This window comes from Phenylobacterium aquaticum (genome assembly GCF_022695515.1).
In the GTDB taxonomy this organism is placed as follows: Bacteria; Pseudomonadota; Alphaproteobacteria; order Caulobacterales; family Caulobacteraceae; genus Phenylobacterium; species Phenylobacterium aquaticum.
Map to the genome: position 1 here is coordinate 45,161 of NZ_JALDPT010000008.1, position 23,425 is coordinate 68,585.

A 23,425-nucleotide genomic window follows, 5' to 3' on the forward strand; every position below is an offset into this window, starting at 1 on the left:
CCCTTCAGACCGGCGCCGCAGGGACGCCGCGCCGCGAAACCGCGGCGGAAATTCGAAAAACAAACGCGAGCTGAAAATAGAAAACTGACGGACCCGCCAAATGCCGATCCGGCTCCGCTTGTAGCGGATTTGCGACGGGTGGCTAGAGCGCGTCAGGGCTAAGTGGACACCGGTTAGCCCGCCCGACGCGCTCTAAACATATGAACTAGAGCCTTTTTGCTCGGTTCAGATGAGTCCATCTGAACCGAAAAGGCTCTAAACCCGGCCGGTGACCGGGATCAGGGCCCCAGTGACGGCGCTGGCCTGCGGCGAGGCCAGGAACAGGATCACGGCGGCCAGCTCCTGGGGCGACACCCAGGTCGAGACGTCCGCGTCGGGCATGTCCGCCCGGTTGGCGGCGGTGTCGATGATCGAGGGCAGGACGGCGTTGACGGTCACCTGCCCCTTCAGCTCCTCGGCCAGGCTCTCGGTCAGCTTGTGCACGCCGGCCTTGGCGGCCGCATAGGGCCCCATGCCGGCGGCGGCCTTCACCGCGCCATTGGCCCCGATATTGACGATCCGTCCGGCGGCGCTGGCCTTCAGATGCGGGATCGCCGCGCGGCAGACATTGCTCGCCGTCAGCACATTGATCCGGAACATGGCCTCCCAGGCGCCGGCCGAACTGTCGGCCAGGGTGGTCCAGGTGAAGCCGCCGGCGATGTTGATCACCGCGTCCATCCCGCCGAACCGCTCGGCGACCGCCGCGATCGTCGCTTCCGCCGCCGCGGCGTCGGTCAGGTCGACCCCGCCCAGAACCAGCGCCTCCGCCCCACAGGCCTCGGCGAGGCCCGGGGGCGGATGGACGCCGTAATCGATCAGGACGACCCGCGCGCCCTGCTCCGCCGCCGCGCGGGCGACCACGGAGCCGAGCGCGCCGAACGCGCCGGTGACAGCAACGACGCGTCCGGTCATCTTCGTCCTACAGACGCTCGACGATGGTCACATTGGCCATGCCGCCGCCTTCGCACATGGTCTGCAGGCCGTACTTGCCGCCATTGCCTTCCAGCACGTTCAGCAGGGTGGCCATCAGCTTGGTGCCCGAGGCGCCGAGCGGGTGGCCGAGCGCGATGGCGCCGCCATTGACGTTCAGGCGGGCCGGGTCGACGCCCAGGTGCTTGATGTAGGCGACCGGCACCGAGGCGAAGGCCTCGTTGACTTCATAGGCGTCGATGTCGCCGACCTTCATGCCAGCCTTCTTCAGGGCGCGTTCCGTGGCCGGGATCGGGGCTTCCAGCATGATCACCGGGTCATGACCCAGGACCGACATGTGGTGGATGCGGCCGAGCGGCGTCAGGTTGTGCTCCTTCAGCGCCTTTTCCGAGACGATCATCACGCCCGAGGCGCCGTCGCAGATCTGGCTGGACGAGGCGGCGGTCAGACGGCCGTTCTCGCGCAGCAGCTTCACCGACTTGATGCCGTCCAGGCTGGCGTCGAAGCGGATGCCTTCGTCGACCGAGTGCAGGGTCTTGTTGCCCTCGGCGTCGGTGATCTCGACGGCGACGATCTCGTTCTTGAACTTGCCGGCCTGGGTGGCGGCGATCGCGCGCTGGTGGCTCTGATAGGAGAACTCGTCGAGCTCGTCCTTGGTCAGGCCGTACTTCTCGCCGACCATCTCAGCGCCCATGAACTGGCTGAACTGGATGTTCGGATAGCGCTCTTCCATGCGCGGGCTCTTGTAGTTGCCGAAGCCGTTCTGAGCCGGCAGCACGGCGGCCAGGCCCATGGGCACGCGGGTCATGCTCTCGACGCCCGAGGCGATCACGATGTCCATCGAGCCGGCCATCACCGCCTGGGCGGCGAAGTGCAGGGCCTGCTGCGAGGAGCCGCACTGACGGTCGACGCTGGTGGCGGGCACGTTTTCCGGTAGCTTGGAGGCCAGCACCGCGTTGCGCGCGATGTTGACGGCCTGTTCGCCGACCTGACCGACGCAGCCCAGGACCACGTCCTCGACCACCGACGGGTCGATGCCCGTGCGATCAATGAGGTTGTTCAGCACGGCGCCCGCGAGATCGGCCGGATGCCAATCCTTCAGCTTGCCGCCCTTACGACCACCCGCCGTGCGCGTCGCCGCGACGATATAGGCTTCCGCCATTGTTCCGCTCCCATAGCTTAGCTTGCGCGCCATCTGCCGCGTCGCGCGATCCTCTATCGCAGGCGCCGTCACGGAAGCCAACCGGGCTCACGAAAGCGTGGTGGGGGTGGGCATAATAGCCCTCTCCCCGTTCCCGGGGAGAGGTGGGGTGAGGGGTCCTTGCTGACTCGCAGCCCCTCGCCCACCGCCGAAAGACGCCCCGCTTCGCGGCGCGCCCCTCACCCTGCCCTCTCCCCGCATGGCGGGGCGAGGGTTCGAGAGTGCGGGCTTCGCGGACCTTCAGCCTTCAAATCGGACGAGATTTGCATTCACGACAACGTGGCTCGCGATGGGCCCTGGAGCTTCGATCATATGGCGACCTTCCGGCGATCGGCCCCATGCAAGGAAGTCCGCCACGTCGGATCGTTCGGGAGCCATTCCTGCGCCTAAGGCCCACCAAGTCCGGTAGTAATCGCTGTCATCGGGATGGGTTTGAAGCATGACCTCAAGTCCATCAAAGAGAGCGGTTCTATGCCCCTCCAGCAATCCGCGCGCCACGGCCGTGAATACGTCCCGAGCCGACCAGTCGCCAAGGTCGAAATCCTGATGAAAATGGGCGGCTGCCGCCGCGAGAACGTCCCTCTCGTTTGAGTTCATTTCAACGACCCGTCCCAAGGCGCAAACGCAATCTTAGCGAGCATATACGGCCGTTGGCCTGCGGCCAATGAGCCCTCGCCCCGCTATGCGGGGAGAGGGTTGGGTGAGGGGTTCTTGCTGAACCGCCAACTCACCTGCGTCGCCGAAAGACGCCCCGCTGCGCGGCGCGCCCCTCACCCTGCCCTCTCCCCACGATGTGGGGAGAGGGTTCCAGGAGGAGCGCCTAAGCCCCCGCCCTCAACCCATAGAACGCGATCTTGAACGGCCCCCACCACAGGGTCTTGCCCAGCCCCCGCGCGGCCTTGTCGAGGGTGAAGGCGTAGCGCGGCGACCCCATGATCCGCTGCAGCCCCGCGATCAGCCCATAGACCACCGCCTGGCCTGCCCCGATCACCATCCAGCGCGCGATGCCCAACCGGTCCGGCGGGTCCTGAATCGCGCAGGCCGAGCTCGGGCCCTGGCCATAGGCGAAGGCGCGGGGGATCGTGTAGTCGAGGCTCAGGCGCGACGGCACGGGATCCTCCCAGACCCAGGCCTCCGGCGCCCAGGCGAACCTCGCCCCGGCCCTTTGCATCACCCCGAACAACAGGTCGTCCTCGCCGCCGATATGGTTGCGGATCGCCGAGAACGGCCGGACCGGATCGGGCAGGCTGGCCCGCTTCAGCAGGCTGTCGCCGCAGCCGTAATAGTGGTCGAGCAGGCCGGCCTCGGCCGGGCCCTCCCGCGAGAAGAACCATTCCAGATAGGCCCGGTGGCGCGTCACCTCAGCCGGCGCGCGGCCGCGCACGGGGCCGAACACCACATCGGCCTCGAACCGCGCCTGGGCGGCCAGCAGGGCGGCCAGCCAGCCTTCCGGCGCCTCCTCGTCGTCGTCGAGGAAGGCGATGAAGTCGCCGCGCGCTCGGGCCATGGCGGCGTTGCGCGCATTGGCGACGCCGGGCTCCGGCTCATGCACATAGATCACCGGGAACGGCGCCTCGGCGGCGAGCGCCGCGACGGTCGCCTCGGCCGACGGCGTCTGGTCGTTGTCGACCACCACCAGCTCCAGCCGGCCTGCATCCACCCCCGTCTGGCGGAAGGTCGAGCGCACGGCCGTGGTCAGGCCGTCCAGGCGGCGCTGGGTGGGAATGATCAGACTGACGAGGGCCTCGGTCATGCCGCAGACCCTAGCCGCCGCCGGTTAGGGAAGAATGGATCGTCAGGCCTGGCCGAACGTCGCGCCCAGGATCTTCTCCAGCCACGCCTGGTCCACCGCGTCGAAGGCCGCCAGCTCCGTGGAGTCCACGTCGAACACCGCGATCAGCTCACCGCCTGCATCGAACACCGGGACCACGATCTCGCTGGCCGAGCGGGCGTCGCAGGCGATGTGGTTCTCCAGCGCGTGGACGTCCTTGACCAGCTGAGTGGTCTTCGTCGCCGCCGCCGTGCCGCAGACCCCGCGGCCGAAGGCGATGCGCAGGCAGCCGAGCGTGCCCTGATAGGGGCCGACCACAAGCTCGTCGCCCTTGGCGGGGTCGACCACATAGAAGCCGGTCCAGAAATAGTGCGCGAAGCTGGCGGCCAGCATCGAGGCGACCGTCGCCATGCGCGCGGTCAGGTTCGGCTCGCCGGCCAGGACCGAGGCGATCTCCTCGGCGACGGCGGCGTAGCGCTCGGCCTTGTCGCCGGGCAGGGTGATGTCGTTGAAGGCTTCGGCCATGACCGCCCATATAGGCGGCCGATGGTCAGACCGCGACGGCCAATTTCTGCTTGGCCTTGTACTCGACGGTCAGCTCCAGATCGCGATTGATCCGTTCGGCCTGGGCCACGTCGGACTCGTCCACCCCCATCAGGGTCAGGATGGCGTCGATGTGCACTTCGACGATCTCGGCGTCGCAGGCCTCGGCGCCGCCCATGGAGTCGATATAGGCGAGCAGGGAATTGGTGGTCCGCACGATGGTCTGGTCGCGCACCTGCAGGGCGCGGAACCGGGTGTGCTGCATGACCCGATAGGTCATCTGCATCAGCGACCGGTCGAGGCCGCGGCGCGTCCGGATCATCCGCTTCAGGGCGTTCAGCTCGACGGCGATGGTCTGCCGGGTCAGGTTGCGTTCGCCGGCGTCCGACACCTCCACCGGATCCTGCCTGCGCCGCATGGGGCCCGAATAGTCGACCTCGGCCTTGCGGCGGCGGTCTGGGCCCACATAGGCCTCGCTGACCACGAAGGGCCGCGGCTTTTTCAGCACCATCTGGATGCGCGACAGCAGCGCCGCCGGGGTAAAGGGCTTCAGCACGAACTCGTTGACCCCGGCCAGCCGGGCCAGCTCCACGTCCAGCAGGGTTGCGCTGGCGCTGACCATCACCACCGGCACCTGCGGGTTGGGGATGAAGCTGTCCTGGCGCAGCGCGGCCTGGCGGATCGTGCGGGTGAAGGTCAGACCGTCCATGTTGGGCATGTTGCGGTCGGTGAAGATGATGTCGGGATTGTGCGCGTGCAGCCCGCTCAGGGCCGCCTCGGCGTCCGTCGAGGCGTAGACCTCGCCCACCCCGCCGGCCCGCAGCACGTCAGCCATCAGGCGGGCGGTATGGCCATGATCGTCCAGCACCAGGACGCGCAGTCGCGCGAGGTCGCTGCGTGTGACATTGGTGCTCGGCAGACTGCGCGGCGCGCTCATGGTCCCTACCTGATGGCTCGGGCCGATTGTGGAGCTTCGCGGTTGAAGGGAAGTTTACCGGCAAACCCCAAACGCCCCAGATTGGGGCGGCGAGCGAGGCGGACATGACACACGGCATCGGCGGCTCCACGGCGGAGGCCCAGCTGGCGGACCTCGCCCCCTGGCCGGCTCCGGCCCCGGCCATCACCCAGGCCGAACGCCTCGAGCGGATGGCCGCGCGCGGGCGCTGATGGACGCGATCGGGGCCGACGCCCTGATCATCGGGGCCGGCGCCAGCCTGCGCTATTTCACCGGCGTCGCCTGGGGCGCGACCGAGCGGCTGGTCGCCCTGGTCCTGCCGCGCGAGGGCATGCCCCGGATGATCTGCCCCCGGTTCGAGCTGGGCTCGCTGGAGGCCAGCCTGGGCATAGGCGCCGGCGTCGATCTCTGGGAAGAGCATGAAAGCCCCTATGCGCTCACCGCCCAGGTCATGGCCGATGTCGGGGCGCGCCGTCTCGCCATCGCCCCCCCCTGCCCTTCTTCGTCGTCAACGGCCTAGCCAAGGCCGCGCCGGACCTCGTCCTGCTCGACGGCGCCCCGGTGGTCGACGGCTGCCGGATGATCAAGTCGCCGGCCGAACTGGCGCTCATGGCCCAGGCCAAGGCCATGACGCTCGAGGTCCATCGCCGCGCCGCCGCCATTCTGCGTGAGGGGATCAGCACCGCCGACGTGCGCCGCTTCATCGACCAGGCGCACCGCGCGCTCGGCGCCGACGACGGCTCCAGCTTCTGCGCGGTCCAGTTCGGCGTGGCCAGCGCATATCCCCACGGCCTGCCCGGCGAACAGGCGCTCCGGTCCGGGGATCTGGTGCTGATCGACACCGGCTGCCGGGTCCAGGGCTACAACTCCGACATCACCCGCACCTACATCTTCGGGACGCCGACCGCCGAGCACCGCCGGATCTGGGATATCGAGAAGCGGGCCCAGGCCGCCGCCTTCGCCGCCGTGAAACCCGGCGTCCCCTGCGAACAGATCGACGCCGTCGCCCGCGCCGTCCTGGCCGCGGAAAGCCTCGGTCCCGACTACGCCCTGCCCGGCCTGCCGCACCGCACCGGCCACGGCATCGGCCTGTCGATCCACGAGGCGCCCTATCTGGTGCGCGGCGACAAGACCCCGCTGGCGCCCGGCATGTGCTTCTCCAACGAGCCGATGATCGTCATCCCCGACCAGTTCGGCATCCGGCTTGAGGACCACTTTCACGTCACCGAGACTGGCGCCGCCTGGTTCACCGAACCCCAGCTCGACCTGGAAGCGCCTTTCGGGAACCGCTGACCGCATCCTTCTCCCACAAGGGGAGAAGGCGCGGTCCGGGCCGTCGGCTAGATCAGATCCCCGCCCGCCGCCGAGGCGGTCGTGCCGTGTTCCTTGAAGGCCTTGATCACATTGCGGCCCACCGTCCAGCGGTGCACCTCGTCCGGCCCGTCGACCAGCCGCTGGGAGCGGATCTGGGTGTACCAGCGGGCCAGCGGCGTATCCGTGGAATAACCGAGCGCTCCGTGCAGCTGGATCGCGGTGTCGACCACCTTGTGGACCATGTGGGCCAGGAACACCTTGGCGATGGAGTTCTCCTGCCGCAGGTCCATGCCCTTCTCGGCCTTGTAGGCGATGTGCAGCAGCATGAGCCGGGCCATGTAGAGCTCGCTGGCGCAGTCGGCGAGCATCCACTGCACGCCCTGGCGCTCGTCCAGCGGCTTGCCAAAAGTGGACCGGCTGGTCACGTGGGCCGTGGCCAGGTCCAGGGCCCGCTGGGCCATGGCGACATTGTGCATCCCGTGCCGCAGGCGGCCATAGGCCAGGCGATGCTGGCCCATGTTGAAGCCGTTGCCCTCCCCGCCCAGCAGGTTCTCGGCCGGCACCACCAGGTTCTCGATGGCCACTTCCGAATGGCCGCCGCCCAGCACGTGCGACAGCGGGCCCTCGGCCGCCATGGTCCCGATATCGCGCACGATGCGGTAGCCGGGATTGGGCAGCTCGACGATGAAGGTCGAGAACTGCTGGTGGCGCGGGGCGTCGGGGTCGGTCTTGGCCATGACCACGGCGATGTCGGCGACGCTGGCCGCCGACGAGAACCACTTCTCGCCGTTCAGGACGTAGTTCTCATTGCCGTCCTTGACCGCCCGGGTCTGCATGCCGGTGGCGTCGGCGCCCGCGGCCTTCTCGGTCATCGAGTAGCAGATGCGCTTTTCGCCGTTCAGCAGCGGCTTGAGGAACTTCTCCTTCTGATACGGCGTGCCGTAGGTCAGGAGGGTCAGCATGGTCGCGTCGTCCGGCCCCTGGGTGTTCATCGACAGCGCGCCCAGATAGCTCTCGCCCAGCTCCATCTGCACCAGCGCATTGGCCAGCGGGCCCAGCCCCATGCCGCCATGCTCGACCGGGATGAAGGGGCACCACAGGCCTTGCGCGCGGGCCTTGGTCCGCAGCTCGCCCAGGATGGTCTTGTAGTCGCCGCCGGCGATCAGGCGCTTCTCGGCCGGGATGCATTCGTCATGCACCCATTGGCGCACCTTCTCGCGGATCGCCTTGGCCTCGGCCGGAATCTCGAAGTCGATCGACATGGTCGTTCCCTCACTGCGTTTTCTGATTGGTTCTGGCGCCAGGGTGAGGCGGCGACCGAAGGGAAGGCAAGGCCCTAGGCCTCCGCCCCATTTCGAGGAACTCGGTTCCGCGGATCAACCAAGCCCTAACCGTGCCTGGGGCATAGGGTCGCTGCGAGACACGGCGGAGGGGCCGGGGCGGAGAACGGCGCGCCAGCCGTTCAGCCCCCGCTGAGCAGGGTTGGGAAAGTGCTGTTCCTTCTGAACGATACGGTTCTGGATTTCGACCCGACGTTCATGGCGTCGTACGAGGTCACCAACCATGTCCACTCGCTGTCCCTGCCGCAGGTCATCGACCTGATCAGCGAGGCCTTCACCAAGACCCCGGCCCTGCCCAAGGCCGCGCCGACCGCCGCGAACAAGGCCGCGATCATGCTGGTCCTGAAGCAGCCGCAGGTGAACGCCGCCCTCTTCCTGCCGACCGTCCTGCCCGACGGCGGCGTCCGCTTCGGCGCCCGCTTCGCCGCCCTCGACCCGCCGGTGATGTTCGAGCTCAAGGGCATGCAGGACCAGGGCCGCCTTACCCCCGGCTTCGTCAACGCCTGCGTCTGGGAAGCCGCCACGGTGGGCGACGCGGCGGCGGCCTAGGCGCCTACTTCCCCTTGAAGACCGGCTTGCGTTTCTCGAAGAACGCCTGGCGCGCCTCCTTGCCGTCCTCGCTGCCGAAGGCCATGCGGATATTGCCGACCTCGTAGCGCAGCTGGGTCTCCAGGTCCGTCGTCTCATAGGACTTGACCATGCCGCGCTTCAGCAGCCGCAGCGTGATCGGCGACCAGTCGCACAGGCTCTGGCAATATTCGGCCAGCCGCGCCTCGAACTTGTCGTCGTCCACCGCCTCGCCGGCCAGACCCCAGGTCACCGCCTCGTCGCCGGTGACCGTGCGGTTCTCCATCATGAAGCGCATGGCCTTCTCATAGCCCATGGCCTGCGGCAGGGTGATGGTCAGGCCCGCGTCCGGCGAGCCGCCGATGCGGGTGTAGCCGGCCATCAGCCGGGCGCTGCGGGCGATCAGCCGCACGTCGGTGGCCATGGCCAGGCCCAAGCCCGCACCCACCGCCACGCCATTGATCCCGCCCACCACCGGCTTGTCGCAGCGCTTGCGGATCGCCAGCAGGAACTGGCCCACCCACGACACGTCGTCCAACTGGGCGGTCTGGGGCGAGTGCGGCGAATAGGCGGCCGATCCCGACAGGTCGAGCCCGGCGGAAAAGGCGTCGCCGCTGCCGGTCAGCGCCACCACCCAGACGTCGTCGACCTTCACGGCCGCATCGACCGCCTCGATCACCGACCAGGCGAGCTCCAGGCTCAGCGCGTTCTTCTTCTCCGGCCGATTGAGCCGGATCGTCCGCACGTGGCCGACGTCGGTGACCGTCACGAGATTCGTCATGGTGTTTTCTCCCCTGACGGTCACCTTGGGTCAGGCTCAGGCGTCGAGCAAGGCGTCCAGCCGCCCGCGGATGATCGCCTTGGCGTCGGCCATCATGCCGTCGATCAGCTCCTTGCAGGTCGGGATGTCGTGGATCAGGCCCACGACCATGCCACAGGACCAGGCCCCGGCGTCCACCGCGCCCTCGGTCATGACCTTGGGATAGACCCCGGCCACTTCCGTGATGATGTCCTCGAACTTCAGGTTTGCGCCCAGGGTGCGCTCCTTCTCGAGCAGGCGCTCCACGGCCGGGTTGGTCAGCACGCGCTCGGTGTTGCGCAGGGGGCGCATGACCAGGCGGGTGTCGAGCTCGCTGGCCGCCAGGATCGCCTGCTTCACGTTCTCATGCACGGGGGCTTCCTTGGTCGCCAGGAAGCGGGTGCCCATGTTCACGCCGTCGGCGCCCAGCGCCAGCGCCGCGACCAGCTGGCTGCCGGTGGCCACGCCGCCCGAGGCCACGAAGGGGATCTTCAGCTCCTGGGCCGCGCGGGCAGCAGGATCCAGTTGGGCACATCGTCCTCGCCCGGGTGACCGCCGCACTCGAAGCCGTCGACGCTGACCGCGTCGCAGCCGATGGCCTCGGCCTTCAGGGAGTGGCGGACCGAGGTGCACTTGTGGATCACCTTGATGCCCGCCTCTTTCAGCGCCGGCAGCCACTTCACCGGGTTGTTGCCGGCGGTCTCGACGGCCTTCACGCCCGAGTCGATGATCGTCTTCACATAGCCCGGATAGTCGGGCGGAGTGACCGACGGCAGGAAGGTCAGGTTCACCCCGAACGGCTTGTCGGTCATGGTCTTGCAGCGCGCGATCTCCCTGGCGAGGTCGTCGGGCGTGCGTTGCGTCAGGCCGGTGATGATCCCCAGTCCGCCGGCGTTGGAGACGGCGGCCGCCATCTCGGCCAAGCCGACATAGTGCATCCCGCCCTGGATGATCGGGTGCTCGATGCCGAAAAGCTCAGTGATCCGGGTCTTCATGGTGCGTGTCCTGGGGGATCTTATGATCAGGCGCCCCGCCCCCCTCCCCATGGGACGACGCAGCCGCGCGGCGCATCTGCGTCCGGCTCGGTCGCCGCTACATGGCGATTTTCGAGGTCGCCGCGCAAGCCCTCCGCCGCGTCAATTCCGCGAGGTTTCGCGCCCTCCGCCTGGCGAAATCGCCCCGAAACCTGTCGGATCCGCCGCTGGCGAACCGCCCCTCTTCAGCCAAATCTGGACCCTCCGCCCCCTGACGCAGGAGCCCGCCGTGACCTCATCCGCCCCCCGCTTCCCTCTGGCCGACGACCGGCTGGAGGACTTCGAGGCCCGCCTGATCACGCTGGAGGGCGCGACCAGGACCGTCCATGTCGCGGGCGCCGGCCCCGCCGTCATCGTCATGACCGAGATGCCGGGCATCAGCCCCCACGTGGCCCGCTTCGCCCGTTGGGTCCGCGACGCCGGTTTCAGCGTCTACATGCCCTCACTGTTCGGCCGCGACGGCGCCGTGCCCGACGCCGAGGAGGGCGCGGCGATCTTCCGCCGCACCTGCATGAGCGCCGAGTTCCGCGCCTTCGGGGCCGGGGTCGCGAGCCCCGTCACCACCTGGCTCCGGGCGCTGGCCCGCCTCGCCCACGCCGAATGCGGTGGCCCCGGCGTCGGCGCCATCGGCATGTGCTTCACCGGCAATTTCGCGCTCACCATGACGCTCGAGCCCGCGGTCCTGGCCCCGGTCCTCGCCCAGCCGTCCCTGCCGCTCGACGATCCCGGCGGCCTCGACATCTCGGCCGAAGACCTCGCCACGGTCCGCCGCCGCCTCGACCGCGAGGACCTGACCGTGATGGGTTACCGCTTCGCCGGCGACCAGATCTGCCGCGCCGAACGCTTCGCGGCGCTCCAGGCCGCGCTGGGCGACCGCTTCATCGCCCGCGAACTCCCCGACAGCGCCGCCAACCCCGAGCCCCCGCCCTTCTTTCAAAAGCACGTCCCCTACCCCCACAGCGTCGTCACCGCCCACCTCATCGACGAAGCCGGCCAACCGACCCTCGCCGCCCGCGACGAGATCCTGGGGTTCTTTGCCCAGCGGTTGGGGGGATAGGGGGCGGGGCCCCTTATTCACACGCGCCCCCTCCCTCCGCTCATCCCGGCGAAGGCCGGGACCCAGATCCCATAGCGCTATGGCGGATTGGAAGACCTCAGCGCCCCTGGAACCCACCTCTGAGCCCCTCCATCTGGGTCCCGGCATTCGCCGGGAGGAGCGGAGTTTGAGGCGCCCCGTCGCGAACAAAGCCACTTGGCGAGCGCTTGGATGTCAGCTCCAGCTGCACCCTTCCCGGGAACTCCAGCGGCAGCTAGGCTCACTCGATCCGCGAGACGACCATGCCCCGCACAACGCTCTTTCAGTCCAAAGGCGCCCAGGCCGTCCGGCTGCCGGCGGAGGGCGCCTTCCCGGCCGACGTGCGCTCGGTGGTCGTGATCAAGGACGGAAAGCGTCGGATCATCACGCCAGCGGACTCAGTCTGGGATGACTTTTTCGATGCGCCGGCGTGGATCTGGGCGAGCGGGTTCAGCCGACAGGCCACGACCGGGAGGGACTTTAAAACCCGCCCCCTACTTGGATCGATATGCAGGACTGTGTCCGACAATCAGCGCCCTCCGCGAAGGCGCTCAATCAGACTGAAGCCAAAGATCATGACTCCCGCCGCGAAGGCGAAAGCGGTGGACACATCGAGATGTTCGCCGGAAATCATCCGACCCAGGCGCACCGTCAGCATGGCCAACGAACACAGCAATCCGACCCAAAGCACCCAAGTCGGTGTGTTCCTCATGATGACGCCTATGCCCGCAGCCGAGCGATCAGCCGGACGCCGAAGTTGAAGATCCACAGCCCCGCGACCACCATCAGCAAAATATGCGGATGACCGCCCGGCGCCATCTGGCTGACCAGGAACGCCAGCCCGGCCAGACTGATGAGGCTGCCGCCCCAAAGCAGCCAAGTCGGCATGACTCGCCAGTTCGGATCGCCATTCATTCGATAAGCCTACGAGAGGGATGACCCACCCGCAACCCAGGCCTGCAATCAATTCAAAGCCCAATCGGCATTGTCGGGCTTCGTCCCGGCAGCCTGCGCTCGCTTCGCCCCAAGCTCCGAGCAAGGCTTGCCGAGCCGTAGCTCGCGAAGGGAGCGAAGGCTGGTGGGCCCGGTAGGACTCGAACCTACAACCAGACCGTTATGAGCGGTCGGCTCTAACCATTGAGCTACAGGCCCCTGCAGCGATGCGGACCGGTCGGTTACCACGGGCTGCACGGGCCTTAAAGCCTGCGTTCATGTTCAACTTGCGAGGAAGGAACCGTCGCCGTGGCTCCCCGTTGGAGGAGCACAGCGCTAAAGTGAAGCCTGATCCTGTTCGACTGGAGATCTCCATGACCACCCTCGCCCGCGCCGGCGCCATCGGCCTCGTGCTCGCCACCGCCGCGGCCGCCCCGGCGGCGCTTGCCCAAACACAGGCGGCCCCCGCCGGCGCCTCCATGTTCCAGGCCACGACCCTCAATCTGTCGGCCTATGGCGAGACCCGCATCGCCCCGGACATGGCGACCATCAATCTGGGCGTGAACAGCGAGGCCCCCACGGCCGTCGCCGCCATGCAGGCCAACGCCACCCAGATGAACAGGATCATCGCCGCCCTCAAGAAGGCCGGCATCGCCGACAAGGACATCCAGACCTCGGGCCTGAACCTCAACGCCCAGTACGACTACGTCCAGAACCTGCCGCCCAAGCTGCGCGGCTATCAGGCGTCCAACCAGGTGACCATCACGGTCCGCGACCTCGCCCGCCTGGGCCAGGCGGTGGACGCCACGGTGGCGCCGGCGCCAACCAGGTGAACGGCATCAATTTCGGCCTGTCCGACCCGACCGCCGCCGAGAACGCCGCCCGCCAGCAGGCGGTCAAGGCGCTCGCCGCCAAGGCCAACCTCTATGCCGCGGCCACCGGCTACAGGGTCCAGCGCCTGGTCTCGCTCAACGAAGGCGGCGGCTACACCCCGCCCTCGCCCGTGCCGATGCTCGCTATGGCCCGCATGGAGAAGTCGGACTCCACCCCGGTCTCCCCCGGCGAAATCGCCGTCCGAGTGGACATCAGCGCGATCTACGAACTGGGCCGGTAAGGCGCGCCGCCAAGGCTCCTCTCCCGCTGGGGGAGGTGGCCCGAAGGGCCGGAGGGGGCCGCCTTCGCCAGAAGGCGGTCGCGGCGGACAGGCTGGAACCGTCCCTTACGGGCCGGCCCCCTCAGTCAGCTTCGCTGACAGCTCCCCCAGCAGGGGGAGCAGCCTCGCCCCCTACCCCTTCTGCCCGTAGCCTTTGAACCGCTGCAGGATGACGCCCATCTCGTCCTCGCTGAGCAGCTTGGGCCCGCCGATCGCCAGCGTGCCCCAATAGACCGCCGCCTGCTCCTCGATCTCCTCGGCGATCGACAGGGCCGCGTCGAGATTGCGGGCCACGACGATCTGGCCGTGATTGGCCATCAGGCCGCCGCGCGCCCGTCCAGGGTCTCCACCACCGCCTCCGCCAGCTCCACAGAGCCGAAGGTCGCATAGGGCGCCACCGGCACGCTGGAGCCGCCGCCGACCGCGACCATGTAGTGCATGGACGGGATCTCGCGCCCCGCGCAGGCCAGTATGGTCGCGTGCCGCGAATGGCAGTGGACCACGGCATTGGCGTCGGGCCGCCGGTTCAGGATCTGCTGGTGCATCCGCCATTCGCTGGAGGGCCGCAGAGCCCCCTCGGCCGTCGAACCGTCCGGCTGGACCAGCACCATCATCTCCCCGGTCAGCCGGTCCGGGGCCACGCCGCTCGGCGTCACCAGCATGGCCTCGCCCCAGCGGGCCGAGAGATTGCCCGAGGTGCCGCGGTTCAGCCCCCGCGCATCCATGGCCTTCATCACCTGCGCCATCTTCTCGCGCAGCTCGGCTTCCGTGATCTCGCGCGCCATCAGCCCGCCTCCGCCAGGGGTGTCGCGAGCCGATAGGCTTCGGTCGCCTCGAAACTCTCAAGCTTGCCCAGGGTCGCCAGGCCCTGGGCCACCAGGGCCGCCGTAGCCGTGCCGAACCGGCAGGCGTCCAGCGGCGCCCGGCCCCGGGACAGGGCGGCGATGAAGCCGGCGCAATAGGAATCCCCGCAACTGGTCGTGTCCACCGGGGTGATCACATGGGCCGGCAGGGTGAAGCGCCCCTCCGGCAGGGCGACATAGGAGCCCTTGCCGCCGTTCTTGATGATGCAGGCCTTGGCTCCCATCGCCATGAAGGCGCTGGCCGCGGCCGCCAGGTCGTCGGTCCCGGTCAGCGCTAGGGCCTCGGCCGCGCTCGGCAGGAAATAGTCCACGTAGGGCAGCAGCCGCTTCAACTCCTCGATCGCCGAGGGGCGGGGCGAGATTAGGTCGCAGGTGACGATGGTCCCCGCGTCCTGCGCCGCCTGGCAGAGCGCCGCGCCCGGCCCTCCATCCAGCTTCGGGCCGCCCACCCCGGCATAGTGCAGGAAGGCCGCGCCCCTTGCGGCTTCGATCACCTCATCCCCCGCCGTCGCGAACATCCCGGCGCCCAGGGCATGGAAGTTCGGCCGCCGCCCCTGGGAGTCCACCGCCAGCACGGTGGTCGAGGTGGTGGTCCCCGGCATCACCGGCAGCAGCGAGGTGTCCACCCCGGTCTCCTCCAGCGCCATGCGCACGAAGCGGCCGATCAGGTCGTCGCCGAGCGCCGAGGCCAGCTTCACCGGCAGACCCAGTTTCGCCGCCACCAGGGCCGCCCCGGCCGCCGTGCCCGCGGGCGCGCAAGCTATGCCCTTCACCAGGGTCGTGCCCTCGCCCTTCGGCAGATCGTCGATCGGGCTCGCCACGACGTCCAGCGTCGTCAGCCCCACAGCCAGCAAACCCGTCTTCATCGTTCCGCGCCTCCACAAGGATGCTTGATTAGTAGCCCGACGCACATATGGTAGTCCAAGCTATCTTTTTGGGAACCTCGATCATGGCTTGGACGAACAGCAAGGACAGCGCGCTGCGCGAGCGCGCTCAGGCGGTCATTCCGAACGGCATGTACGGCCACCAGTCGGTGATGCTCATGCCCGACGACTATCCCCAGTTCTTCAGCCGCGCCGAGGGCGCCCACCTCTGGGACGTCGACGGCAACCGCTATGTCGACTTCATGTGCGGCTATGGCCCCAACCTCTTCGGCTACGCGAACCCGACCATCGACCAGGCCTATTTCGACCGCGCCAAGCTCGGCGACACCATGACCGGTCCCGGCGAGGAGATGGTGCTCCTGGCCGAGGCCATGACCAAGCAGGTCACCCACGCCGACTGGGCCATGTTCTGCAAGAACGGCACGGACGCCACCACCATGGCCCTGATGATCGCCCGCAACCACACCCGGAAATCGACCATCCTGGTGGCCAAGGGCGCCTATCACGGCGCCGCGCCCTGGTGCACCCCGCTGAAGAACGGCACGACCCCGTCGGACCGCGCCAACCAGATCTTCTATGACTACAACGACGTGGACAGCCTGGAGGCCGCCGTCCGCGCCGCCGGGACCGATCTGGCCGCCATCTTCGCCTCGCCGATCAAGCACGACACCTTCATCGACCAGGAACTGCCGAACCCGGCCTATGCGCGCCGCGCCCGCGAGCTCTGCGACGAGCACGGCGCCCTGCTGATCGTCGACGACGTCCGCGCCGGCTTCCGCCTGGCGCGCGACTGCAGTTGGGCCCTGGTGGGCGTGCAGCCGGACCTGTCGAGCTGGGGCAAGGCCATCGCCAACGGCCATCCGATCTCGGCCTTGCTCGGCTCCAATGTCGCCCGCGCGGCGGCCGGCGGGATCTATGTGACCGGCTCCTACTGGTTCTCGGCGGCGCCCATGGCCGCCTCGCTCGTCACCCTGAAGATGATCGCCGAGACCGACTATCTGGAGCGCACCATCGCGCTCGGCGAGCGCCTGCGCGCGGGCCTGAACGAAAGCGCCACCCGCAACGGCTTTGCGCTGCGCCAGACCGGCCCGGCCCAGATGCCGCTCATCATGTTCGACGACGATGACAGCCACGCCAAGGGCTACCTCTGGAACAGCGCCATGATGAAGCGCGGGGTCTACTTCCACCCCTGGCACAACATGTTCATCTGCGCCGCCATGACCGAAGCCGACATCGACGAGGCCCTCAACGCCGCCGACGACGCCTTCAAGGTCGTCAGGCAGTCCGGTCCCCTCGGCCCCGTCGAGAAGCTGAGCTTCCTCAGCCGCGCGATGGAGGGGGCTTAAACGCCACTTAGCCTTCTCCCCTTGTGGGAGAAGGTGTCGTCCGCATGGACGACGGATGAGGGGTCTCTCAGAACTCTCCACGCACACCGGCGTTGAGCGGCTGAGAGGTCCATCGACCCCTCATCCGACCCTGCTTCGCAGGGCCACCTTCTCCCGCAAGGGGAGAAGGAGCGCCGCTACAGCCCCGCGCGCTTGAACGCCGCCTTCAGCTTGTCGGCGATGATCACGCCGGGCGGGGTGTTCTCGCCTTCCATGGCGGCGGCGTAGGACAGGGGCTTGCCCTCGACCGGACCGGCGGCCCAGCCCACGCCGCGCGCGCCGTCGGCGCTCGACGGGCAGCTGGCGGTCACAGCCGTTCCCAGCTTGAACAGGTCCTCGGCCGACCTCTGGCCGCCGTTGCAGTCGGGCCATTGGGCGGCGCAGGCCACGTGGGTGCCGAACCGGTAGGCGACCCCGTCCTTCGAGCCGATCAGCACGCAGCTGTTCGGATCGCCGACCGCGTCATTGATCGCGCTGTCCAGGGCGTCCTTGGGCAGGGCGTTCTGCGAGCACGCGCCCAGCGTCAGGGCGGCGAGCCCCGCCGCCGCGACCAGACCAAGGCGGCCCCGCGCGCCCATCAGGCGGCGCGCTTGATGAGGTTGCCGTCGTCCAGCAGCACGACGGTCGGGTTGTAGTTGCGGGCCTCTTCCTCCGGCAGCATGCCGTAGGTGACCACGATGACCTTGTCGCCCTTCTGGACCAGGCGGGCGGCGGCGCCGTTCACCCCGATCACCTTGGACCGCGCGGCGCCTCGATGGCGTAGGTGGTGAAGCGGGCGCCGGTGGTGATGTTCAGCACATCGACCTGCTCGTGCGGCAGGATGCCCGAGGCTTCCAGGAGCTCGCGGTCGATGGCGATGGAGCCTTCATAGTCCATGTCGGCCTGGGTCACCGTCGCGCGGTGCAGCTTGGCCTTCATCAGGGTCACGAGCATGGCGGCACTCCAACACGCGCGCCGACAGGGCGCGCCAAAGGCCCTAGGCCTTCGTCAGCCAGGGGTCGGCGCATATAGCCACGAAAACAGGGGGGTTCAATTGCGCCCAGCCTACGACGTGGCGTCACCCGAACGCGCAACCTTTGGTTAACAATCGGCCGAAAACCAGCCATGCTCATTCCGGGCATTGGAGGGGGGCTGATGATGGACCTGAAATTCCGGGCCGGATGGGGGCTGGCGATCGCCGGCCTGATCCTGGCCGTGACGCCGGCGGCGTCCCAGACCAAGCCGACCACCGCGGCGCCGACCCGGCTGAACCCCGCGGCCCTGCGGCTGAACGCGGCCGGCGCCCCCGTCACCACCCCGCCCTCGACCACGCCGCCCTCCTCCACCCCGCCCGGCGGGGTCGACTGGAAGGGCGTCATGGTCGGCCAGCGCCAGACCTATGGCCAGGGCCCCAAGCTCACCGCCGGTCTCGGGCTCGACCCGGCCACGGTCGACCGCACGGCCATTCCGATCCTGCTGCCCCAGGGCGCGCCCTTCGAGACCGCGCGGATCTATTCCTTCGGCGACTATTACGCGATCAGCGCCGACATCCCCGGCGCCGGCTGGTCGCTGACCGGTACGACGGCCAAGGTCACCCTGCCCGCCAGCGTCCCCCTGCGCACCCATCCCGAGCCCGAGAACCTGGTGATCCAGCGCACCATCGACGGTCAGCTGGCCAGCTTTGTCCGCTACGGCGTGCTCTACACCGTCGAGCTGCGCTGCGATGCGCCGGGCGACGGCCGTTGCCGCTCCGAGGCCATGGTCCGCGACCTGGTGGCCAAGACTAATGTGGTGGTGATGGGCAAGGCCGCCCGTCAGGCCGCCGGAATGGGAGGCTGATCATGCGCGCGTCCCTCATCGCCACCGTCGCCGCGACCGCCCTCTTGGCGCTCGCCGCCTGCGACCAGAAGACCCCGCCTGCCGCGCCCGCGGCGCCTGGCGCGCCTCCGGCCGCTCCGGGCGCCCCGCCCCCTGCCGCAGATCCCGGCGATCCGGTCGGCGACGGCGGCGCGGAACAGACCCCCGACGAGGCCCTGCCCGCCGGTCCGGCCGCCCCGGCCCAACCCGCCAATCCGCCGGCCTCGCCGCCCGCGACCTTCCAGCACCTGGAGACCGGCGACCTGATCCCCGGCTCCGGCTCCGGCTATCTCGACCGCACGGTCTGGTCCCCCGACCTCTGCTTCCCCATGGCCGACGGCGGCTTCGCCAATTCCCAGGTCTATGGGGCCGGCGGCGGCAAGGGGCCCAAGGACAAGACCAGCCAGTGCGACGCCATGAACTACAGCCTGCCCTGGCGCGACAATTTCTGTGAGGCCCGCGGCTATACCAGCCCGATCTGCGCCACCGGCACAGGCCACCAGGGCCAGGACATCCGCCCGGCCACCTGCAAGAAGAACGTCCACTGGGTGCTGGCCAGCGAGCCCGGGATCATCACCGACATCGGGACCTATACCGTCACCCTGGTCGGCTCGGCCCCGCCGCACCGCACCTATCGCTATCTGCACATGGCCATGGGCGGCCTGGCGGTCCACGAGGGCGACAGCGTCAAGGCCGGCGACCACCTGGGCAAGACCTCCAACGACTTCGGCCAGACCCCCACCACCATCCACACCCACTTCGAGATCCGCGCCGGGGTGGCCGGGACGACCACCGACGGCAAGCCCGTGGTGCTCCACACTTTCCTGCCGCCATACGCGAGCTTGGTCGCGGCCTATCAGCGCCAGCTGAACGGGGAGGCATGTCACTGAGGGGGGCGCCCGCCCCCTACCCCGCCTGCGCCTTCAGAAACCCCGTCATCTCCTCCAGCACCGGCGCCCGGCCCCGGAACGGCCGCGAGAGCGCCAGCACCATTCCTGAGTGGTCCATGCCCGGATAGACCCGGTCCTCGACCAACACGCCCTTCTCGCGATAGGCCGCGGCGAGCGTGCGCATATTCCGCCGCCCGACCAGCTTGTCGGAATCCCCATGGCCCAGGAAGGCCGGCGGCGAGCTCGCCGTCACATGCGCCGCGGGCTGGGTCGCGGCGGGGTCGGCCGCGGCGCCGAAGGTGCGGATGATGGTCGGGTTCTGATAGGGCGGCTGGAACTCATAGGGCCCCGACAGCCCGGCCAGCGCCCGGATGCGGCCCGGATCGACCCCGGCTTCGCTTAAGTATCGCCCGTCCAGCCCCAGCATCATGGCGATATAGGCGCCCGCCGAATGGCCGGCGAGCACGATGCGGTCCGGGTCTCCGCCATGCGCCGCCGCATGGTCCACGGCCCAGCGCACCGCCGCCGCCCCGTCCTTCAGGAACTCCGGATACACCACCTCGGGATGCAGGCGATAGTCCGGCGCGAGCGTCAGGAACCCCTTGGCCGCAAAGGCCCGCGCCGCCCAGCCATAGTCCTGCCGCCGCCCGGTCTCCCACGCCCCGCCATAGAAGAAGATCGCCACCGGCGCGGGCCCGCTCGCCCTAACCGGCGCATAGACATCGAGCTTCAGCCGCGCGTGCGGGCCAAAGGCGATCGCCCGCCCCGACCGGCGGGCCGGGTCCTTGGGCGTCAGCGCCGCGAACAGGCCAAGCGGCGACACCGCCTCGGCCATCGCCTTCAATCCGCCCCGCCCGTTCGTGCGCTTGTCCATGCCCCGCAGCTAGGCCCCGCCGCCCGGCTTCGCAAGCCTCAGGACTTGCCGGGGTTCTCGTCCTCGTCCGCCGCATGCAGCCGGTGCAGGAACCGGTGGAGGATGGGCGCCAGGATCAGGCTGGCCGTCGCCACCAGGAACAGGCCCGAATAGAGCGCGTAGCAGCCCGCGAACAGCTTGCCCTCCGGCGTGGTCAGCGGCCCCAGCGGCCCCATGCCCGACAGGATCATCGACGCGTCGGCGAAGGCGTCGATCCAGCTGTCGCCCTCATAGGTGTGATAGCCCCACATGCCCACCGCCAGCGAGGCGGCGATGAGGGCCAGCGCCAGCACCAGATTGCGGAACAGCCGGAAATAGAACAGCCCGGCCGGCGCCAGCCGATCCCCCGCCCGCTCATAGGCCATGGAGCCCTCCCATCCGCTTGACGGCGCCCGCGTCACCCGGCGCAATGGTCGTCGCACAACAATGATGAACCGCGCGCGGGAAGGAAGCCAGGACCATGGACGGCGATCAGAGCTTGAAGACCAAGGGCGGCTTCGCGGCCGAAAGCCTCGCGGCCATTCCCGTCCACCTGCAGAGCGTCGTCGACGCCGGCGACCTGTCGGGCTTCGTCACCCTGATCTGGCGCAAGGGCGAGATCGTCCAGCTCAACACCATCGGCCAGCGCGACGTGGCCGCCGGTAAGCCGATGACGCGCGACACCATGTTCCGCATCGCCTCCATGACCAAGCCGATCACCTCGGTCGCCGCCCTCATGCTGATGGAGGAGGGCAAGCTCAAGCTCGACGACCCGATCACCAAGTGGGCGCCCGAATTCGCGAACATGAAGGTGCTGAAGGACGCCGCCGGCCCGCTGGACCAGGTCTATGACGCGCCCCGCGACATCACCATCGACGACCTGATGACCCACCGCTCGGGCCTGGCCTATGGCTTCACTTCGGTGGGCCCCATCGCGCACGCCTATGAGCACGCCCTGGGCTCGCCGCTCGCCAATCCCCATGGCCCTGACGAGTGGCTGAAGAAGCTGGCCGCCCTGCCGCTGTCCTATGCCCCTGGCGAACGCTTCCACTACAGCCACGCCACCGACGTCCTGGGCTTCCTGGTCGGCCGCATCGCCGGGACCACCTTCCAGGACTTCCTCAAGAGCCGCATCCTCGGCCCGCTGGGCATGACCGACACCGACTTCTGGTGCCCGCCGGAAAAGCGCGACCGCATGGCGAAACTCTATCGCCTGGATGAGGCCAATGACCGGCTCGAGGACGTCTCCTTCGTCCACGAGGACCACCCGCCCCACTTCTGCGGCGGCGGCGGCGGCCTGATCTCCACGGCCGACGACTATCTGAAGTTCGCCCGCCTGATGCTGAACAAGGGCGAGCTCGACGGCGTCCGCCTGATTTCGCCGGAAACCCACGCCCTGATGTGCGCCAACCGCCTGACGCCGGCCCAGCGCGAGATCCCCTTCATGGGCATCCCCTTCTGGATGGGCCAGGGCTTCGGCCTCGGCGTCTCGATGATCACCGATCCGGAGAAGCAGGCCTGGATGGGCGCGGGCTCGGAAGGGTCATTCGGCTGGCCGGGCGCCTTCGGCACTTGGTGGCAGGCCGACCCCGTCGAGGACATGGTGATGATCTATCTGATCCAGAACTCCATGCCGCTCGGCCCCGAGGCGGCCAGCCAGCTCGCCACCGGCCAGCGCATGGGCGGTCGCGCCGCCCTGCCCGTGTTCCAGAAACTGACCTACGCGGCGTTGGGGAAGTAGGCCGCCCGCAGCCCCAAAACCCGCTCATCCCGGCGAATGCCGGGACCCAGATGGCATAGTTCGGATGTGGGCTCCAAGCGCGCGGAGCTCATCCAATCGACTTTCCAGACTTGGGATCTGGGTCCCGGCATTCGCCGGGATGAGCGGAGAGGCAGGGTGATCCGCGCCCTACCGCCCCCGCACGTCCACGCACATGCGCCGGCCCTCGAACGTATCGCCAATCAGCGATCCGTCCCGGCCCGCGATCCGGCGGGCCTTGTAGAGGGCGAGGTTCTCCGCCGGCGGGTGCTCATTGGGCCCGCAGACCGGGGCGTCCACCCGCTGGCCCTCGGGGCAGTGGCAGAAGACGTCGCGCCGGTCGAGCCGGCTGCTTTCCATCTGGCAGACGACCGGCAGGGTCGCGCCGCTGACGTCCAGGCACAGGGTGGTGACCGACGGCGATTGCGGCGATTGCGCCAGGGCCGGCGCGCCGCCCACGAACAGGGCGGCCAGGGCGATGGGAGTCACGTTCAGGCGGATCATGGGAACCTCCGGAGACCAGGCGCCATCATAGCGCCCGCCCGCGACAGGCCGCCACAGCCGTTCACCACATTCGCACGCGAAGGATTCACCGGCCTCGCGGAGACTGGCGACCAGGAGGGCCCCGCCATGAACCCGATCGCCACCGCCCAGTACGGCCTGTTCGCCGCCGCCCGCCGCTTCGACGCCGCCGCCCTGCGCGTCGCCCGGATGGGCGAAGCCAGCTCGGACACCGACCTGACCTCCGACGTCGTCGACATGACCGAGTCCAAGCAGGCCTTCGCCGCCAATGTCGCCGTCCTGCGGGTGGCCGACAAGATGACCGGCGACCTCCTGAATATACTCTCTTGATCACAGCAACGTCGATGCGTTGCTATCCCCAGATTGGAGATATCCAAGACTAAACGACTTTTACCAATTCTCCACGCGATCGTTTAACCCAGATCGAAGTATTTGGGGCGCGAGGAGGTTCGAACGATGAATTCACACCTGACCGCCCAGATCGGCCGTCTGGCCGCTCCGGCCCCCAATCCCGGCGATCTGGCCATCGCCTCGCGCGGCCCCAAGACCATCGGCGAGCCGGCCTGCGAACCGCGCACCGCCGACGAGCTCAAGCAGGAAATGGCCGCTCAGAACGAGGCCAAGGTCCAGGCTGCATCCAAGATGGACGTCGACCGCCAGGCCACCGCCATGATGGCGGAACTGCTCAAGATCCAGACCATCCAGAACTTGTAGTCGGCCGCCCAAGGCTCTACCCGAGC

27 protein-coding genes, 1 tRNA gene and 3 pseudogenes are annotated in these 23,425 nt (G+C 68.7%); 12 read left to right on the forward strand and 19 right to left on the reverse strand.

Annotation, left to right across the window (positions count from 1 at the left end; genetic code table 11):
* Positions 1-255: 255 nt before the first annotated feature.
* The 6 genes from MQH10_RS07865 to MQH10_RS07890 form a co-directional block, all read right to left on the reverse strand.
* Positions 256-951, reverse strand: coding sequence for an SDR family NAD(P)-dependent oxidoreductase (locus MQH10_RS07865; RefSeq protein ID WP_242563519.1), 696 nt, complete (start codon positions 949-951; stop codon positions 256-258).
* 7 nt (positions 952-958) lie between these two features.
* Positions 959-2,131: an acetyl-CoA C-acetyltransferase gene (locus MQH10_RS07870; RefSeq protein ID WP_242563520.1), complete on the reverse strand. Its 1,173-nt coding sequence runs from the start codon at positions 2,129-2,131 to the stop codon at positions 959-961.
* A gap of 279 nt (positions 2,132-2,410) precedes the next feature.
* Positions 2,411-2,767, reverse strand: coding sequence for a hypothetical protein (locus MQH10_RS07875; RefSeq protein WP_242563521.1), 357 nt, complete (start codon positions 2,765-2,767; stop codon positions 2,411-2,413).
* A 223-nt stretch (positions 2,768-2,990) separates the two neighbouring features.
* Positions 2,991-3,923 (reverse strand): glycosyltransferase, encoded by a 933-nt coding sequence (locus MQH10_RS07880; protein WP_242563522.1) that lies wholly within the window; start codon positions 3,921-3,923, stop codon positions 2,991-2,993.
* Positions 3,924-3,965: 42 nt separating this feature from the next.
* Complete coding sequence (locus tag MQH10_RS07885) at positions 3,966-4,466, reverse strand: GAF domain-containing protein (RefSeq protein ID WP_242563523.1); 501 nt, start codon at positions 4,464-4,466, stop codon at positions 3,966-3,968.
* A 25-nt stretch (positions 4,467-4,491) separates the two neighbouring features.
* Positions 4,492-5,421: a response regulator gene (locus MQH10_RS07890; protein WP_242563524.1), complete on the reverse strand. Its 930-nt coding sequence runs from the start codon at positions 5,419-5,421 to the stop codon at positions 4,492-4,494.
* Positions 5,422-5,525: 104 nt separating this feature from the next.
* On the opposite strand from MQH10_RS07890, the gene MQH10_RS26745 reads away from it, so the two are divergent.
* The 3 genes from MQH10_RS26745 to MQH10_RS26755 are packed head-to-tail and all read left to right on the forward strand — an operon-like array spanning position 5,526 to position 6,732.
* Positions 5,526-5,651 carry a hypothetical protein gene (locus MQH10_RS26745; RefSeq protein WP_336605057.1) on the forward strand — a complete coding sequence of 42 codons (126 nt, stop codon included), beginning with the start codon at positions 5,526-5,528 and terminating at the stop codon, positions 5,649-5,651.
* Positions 5,651-5,959: an aminopeptidase P family N-terminal domain-containing protein gene (locus tag MQH10_RS26750; protein ID WP_336605058.1), complete on the forward strand. Its 309-nt coding sequence runs from the start codon at positions 5,651-5,653 to the stop codon at positions 5,957-5,959. Before MQH10_RS26745 ends, MQH10_RS26750 begins: the two co-directional genes overlap by 1 nt.
* 59 nt (positions 5,960-6,018) lie before the next feature.
* Positions 6,019-6,732 carry a M24 family metallopeptidase gene (locus MQH10_RS26755; RefSeq protein ID WP_336605059.1) on the forward strand — a complete coding sequence of 238 codons (714 nt, stop codon included), beginning with the start codon at positions 6,019-6,021 and terminating at the stop codon, positions 6,730-6,732.
* Positions 6,733-6,779: 47 nt separating this feature from the next.
* Here the strand turns inward: MQH10_RS26755 and MQH10_RS07900 are convergent, their stop codons facing one another.
* Complete coding sequence (locus MQH10_RS07900; RefSeq protein WP_242563525.1) at positions 6,780-8,015, reverse strand: acyl-CoA dehydrogenase family protein; 1,236 nt, start codon at positions 8,013-8,015, stop codon at positions 6,780-6,782.
* A gap of 228 nt (positions 8,016-8,243) precedes the next feature.
* Here MQH10_RS07900 and MQH10_RS07905 point away from each other — a divergent pair, with 228 nt between their 5' ends.
* The gene (locus tag MQH10_RS07905; RefSeq protein ID WP_242563526.1) at positions 8,244-8,642 is read left to right on the forward strand and encodes a hypothetical protein; all 399 of its coding nucleotides are present in this window, start codon (positions 8,244-8,246) and stop codon (positions 8,640-8,642) included.
* A 4-nt stretch (positions 8,643-8,646) separates the two neighbouring features.
* Here the strand turns inward: MQH10_RS07905 and MQH10_RS07910 are convergent, their stop codons facing one another.
* Both MQH10_RS07910 and MQH10_RS27035 read right to left on the reverse strand, forming a co-directional pair.
* Complete coding sequence (locus MQH10_RS07910) at positions 8,647-9,441, reverse strand: enoyl-CoA hydratase/isomerase family protein (protein ID WP_242563527.1); 795 nt, start codon at positions 9,439-9,441, stop codon at positions 8,647-8,649.
* 36 nt (positions 9,442-9,477) lie between these two features.
* Positions 9,478-10,505: pseudogene (locus MQH10_RS27035) on the reverse strand (NAD(P)H-dependent flavin oxidoreductase).
* A 217-nt stretch (positions 10,506-10,722) separates the two neighbouring features.
* Here MQH10_RS27035 and MQH10_RS07925 point away from each other — a divergent pair.
* On the forward strand, positions 10,723-11,550 hold the full coding sequence (locus MQH10_RS07925; RefSeq protein WP_242563529.1) for a dienelactone hydrolase family protein: 828 nt from the start codon (positions 10,723-10,725) through the stop codon (positions 11,548-11,550).
* Positions 11,551-12,288: 738 nt separating this feature from the next.
* On the opposite strand, the gene MQH10_RS07930 is transcribed toward MQH10_RS07925, so the two are convergent.
* Positions 12,289-12,483, reverse strand: a complete 195-nt coding sequence (locus MQH10_RS07930) for a hypothetical protein (RefSeq protein WP_242563530.1) — start codon at positions 12,481-12,483, stop codon at positions 12,289-12,291.
* A 161-nt stretch (positions 12,484-12,644) separates the two neighbouring features.
* Positions 12,645-12,720, reverse strand: a tRNA-Ile gene (locus tag MQH10_RS07935).
* A gap of 320 nt (positions 12,721-13,040) precedes the next feature.
* Between MQH10_RS07935 and MQH10_RS07940 the strand changes: the two are divergent.
* Positions 13,041-13,615 (forward strand): annotated as a pseudogene (locus MQH10_RS07940) (SIMPL domain-containing protein).
* Positions 13,616-13,786: 171 nt separating this feature from the next.
* Here the strand turns inward: MQH10_RS07940 and MQH10_RS07945 are convergent.
* Genes MQH10_RS07945 through MQH10_RS07955 form a run of 3 tightly spaced genes read right to left on the reverse strand, consistent with a single transcriptional unit; the run spans position 13,787 to position 15,383 of the window.
* Positions 13,787-13,972 carry a class II aldolase/adducin head domain-containing protein gene (locus MQH10_RS07945; protein WP_242563531.1) on the reverse strand — a complete coding sequence of 62 codons (186 nt, stop codon included), beginning with the start codon at positions 13,970-13,972 and terminating at the stop codon, positions 13,787-13,789.
* Positions 13,972-14,439 carry a class II aldolase/adducin family protein gene (locus tag MQH10_RS07950; protein ID WP_242563532.1) on the reverse strand — a complete coding sequence of 156 codons (468 nt, stop codon included), beginning with the start codon at positions 14,437-14,439 and terminating at the stop codon, positions 13,972-13,974. The genes MQH10_RS07945 and MQH10_RS07950 overlap by 1 nt, the downstream gene beginning before the upstream one ends.
* Entirely contained in the window at positions 14,439-15,383 is a 945-nt protein-coding gene (locus tag MQH10_RS07955; protein ID WP_242563533.1) for a carbohydrate kinase family protein, read from the reverse strand. The genes MQH10_RS07950 and MQH10_RS07955 overlap by 1 nt, the downstream gene beginning before the upstream one ends.
* 83 nt (positions 15,384-15,466) lie before the next feature.
* On the opposite strand from MQH10_RS07955, the gene MQH10_RS07960 reads away from it, so the two are divergent.
* Entirely contained in the window at positions 15,467-16,747 is a 1,281-nt protein-coding gene (locus tag MQH10_RS07960) for an aminotransferase class III-fold pyridoxal phosphate-dependent enzyme (RefSeq protein ID WP_242563534.1), read from the forward strand.
* A 176-nt stretch (positions 16,748-16,923) separates the two neighbouring features.
* Here the strand turns inward: MQH10_RS07960 and MQH10_RS07965 are convergent, their stop codons facing one another.
* Both MQH10_RS07965 and panD read right to left on the reverse strand, forming a co-directional pair.
* Positions 16,924-17,364, reverse strand: a complete 441-nt coding sequence (locus MQH10_RS07965) for a hypothetical protein (RefSeq protein ID WP_242563535.1) — start codon at positions 17,362-17,364, stop codon at positions 16,924-16,926.
* Positions 17,364-17,719: pseudogene (gene panD, locus MQH10_RS07970) on the reverse strand (aspartate 1-decarboxylase). The gene MQH10_RS07965 and the pseudogene panD overlap by 1 nt, the downstream one beginning before the upstream one ends.
* Positions 17,720-17,920: 201 nt before the next feature.
* Between panD and MQH10_RS07975 the strand changes: the two are divergent.
* Positions 17,921-18,604: a hypothetical protein gene (locus MQH10_RS07975; RefSeq protein ID WP_242563536.1), complete on the forward strand. Its 684-nt coding sequence runs from the start codon at positions 17,921-17,923 to the stop codon at positions 18,602-18,604.
* Positions 18,605-18,606: 2 nt separating this feature from the next.
* Complete coding sequence (locus tag MQH10_RS26345; RefSeq protein WP_272886796.1) at positions 18,607-19,512, forward strand: M23 family metallopeptidase; 906 nt, start codon at positions 18,607-18,609, stop codon at positions 19,510-19,512.
* A 16-nt stretch (positions 19,513-19,528) separates the two neighbouring features.
* Here the strand turns inward: MQH10_RS26345 and MQH10_RS07990 are convergent, their stop codons facing one another.
* A complete protein-coding gene (locus MQH10_RS07990) occupies positions 19,529-20,386 on the reverse strand; it encodes an alpha/beta hydrolase (RefSeq protein ID WP_242563537.1) in 858 nt (285 codons plus the stop codon).
* A 38-nt stretch (positions 20,387-20,424) separates the two neighbouring features.
* Positions 20,425-20,790 carry a hypothetical protein gene (locus tag MQH10_RS07995; RefSeq protein ID WP_242563538.1) on the reverse strand — a complete coding sequence of 122 codons (366 nt, stop codon included), beginning with the start codon at positions 20,788-20,790 and terminating at the stop codon, positions 20,425-20,427.
* Positions 20,791-20,885: 95 nt separating this feature from the next.
* Between MQH10_RS07995 and MQH10_RS08000 the strand changes: the two genes are divergently transcribed.
* Positions 20,886-22,145: a serine hydrolase domain-containing protein gene (locus MQH10_RS08000; protein ID WP_242563539.1), complete on the forward strand. Its 1,260-nt coding sequence runs from the start codon at positions 20,886-20,888 to the stop codon at positions 22,143-22,145.
* A 168-nt stretch (positions 22,146-22,313) separates the two neighbouring features.
* Here the strand turns inward: MQH10_RS08000 and MQH10_RS08005 are convergent, their stop codons facing one another.
* Positions 22,314-22,667 carry a hypothetical protein gene (locus tag MQH10_RS08005; RefSeq protein ID WP_242563540.1) on the reverse strand — a complete coding sequence of 118 codons (354 nt, stop codon included), beginning with the start codon at positions 22,665-22,667 and terminating at the stop codon, positions 22,314-22,316.
* A 126-nt stretch (positions 22,668-22,793) separates the two neighbouring features.
* On the opposite strand from MQH10_RS08005, the gene MQH10_RS08010 reads away from it, so the two are divergent.
* Together MQH10_RS08010 and MQH10_RS08015 are read left to right on the forward strand one after the other, a co-directional pair.
* Positions 22,794-23,015, forward strand: a complete 222-nt coding sequence (locus MQH10_RS08010; protein WP_242563541.1) for a flagellar basal body rod C-terminal domain-containing protein — start codon at positions 22,794-22,796, stop codon at positions 23,013-23,015.
* A gap of 126 nt (positions 23,016-23,141) precedes the next feature.
* Positions 23,142-23,399 (forward strand): hypothetical protein, encoded by a 258-nt coding sequence (locus MQH10_RS08015; RefSeq protein ID WP_242563542.1) that lies wholly within the window; start codon positions 23,142-23,144, stop codon positions 23,397-23,399.
* The last annotated feature ends 26 nt before the right edge of the window (positions 23,400-23,425 follow it).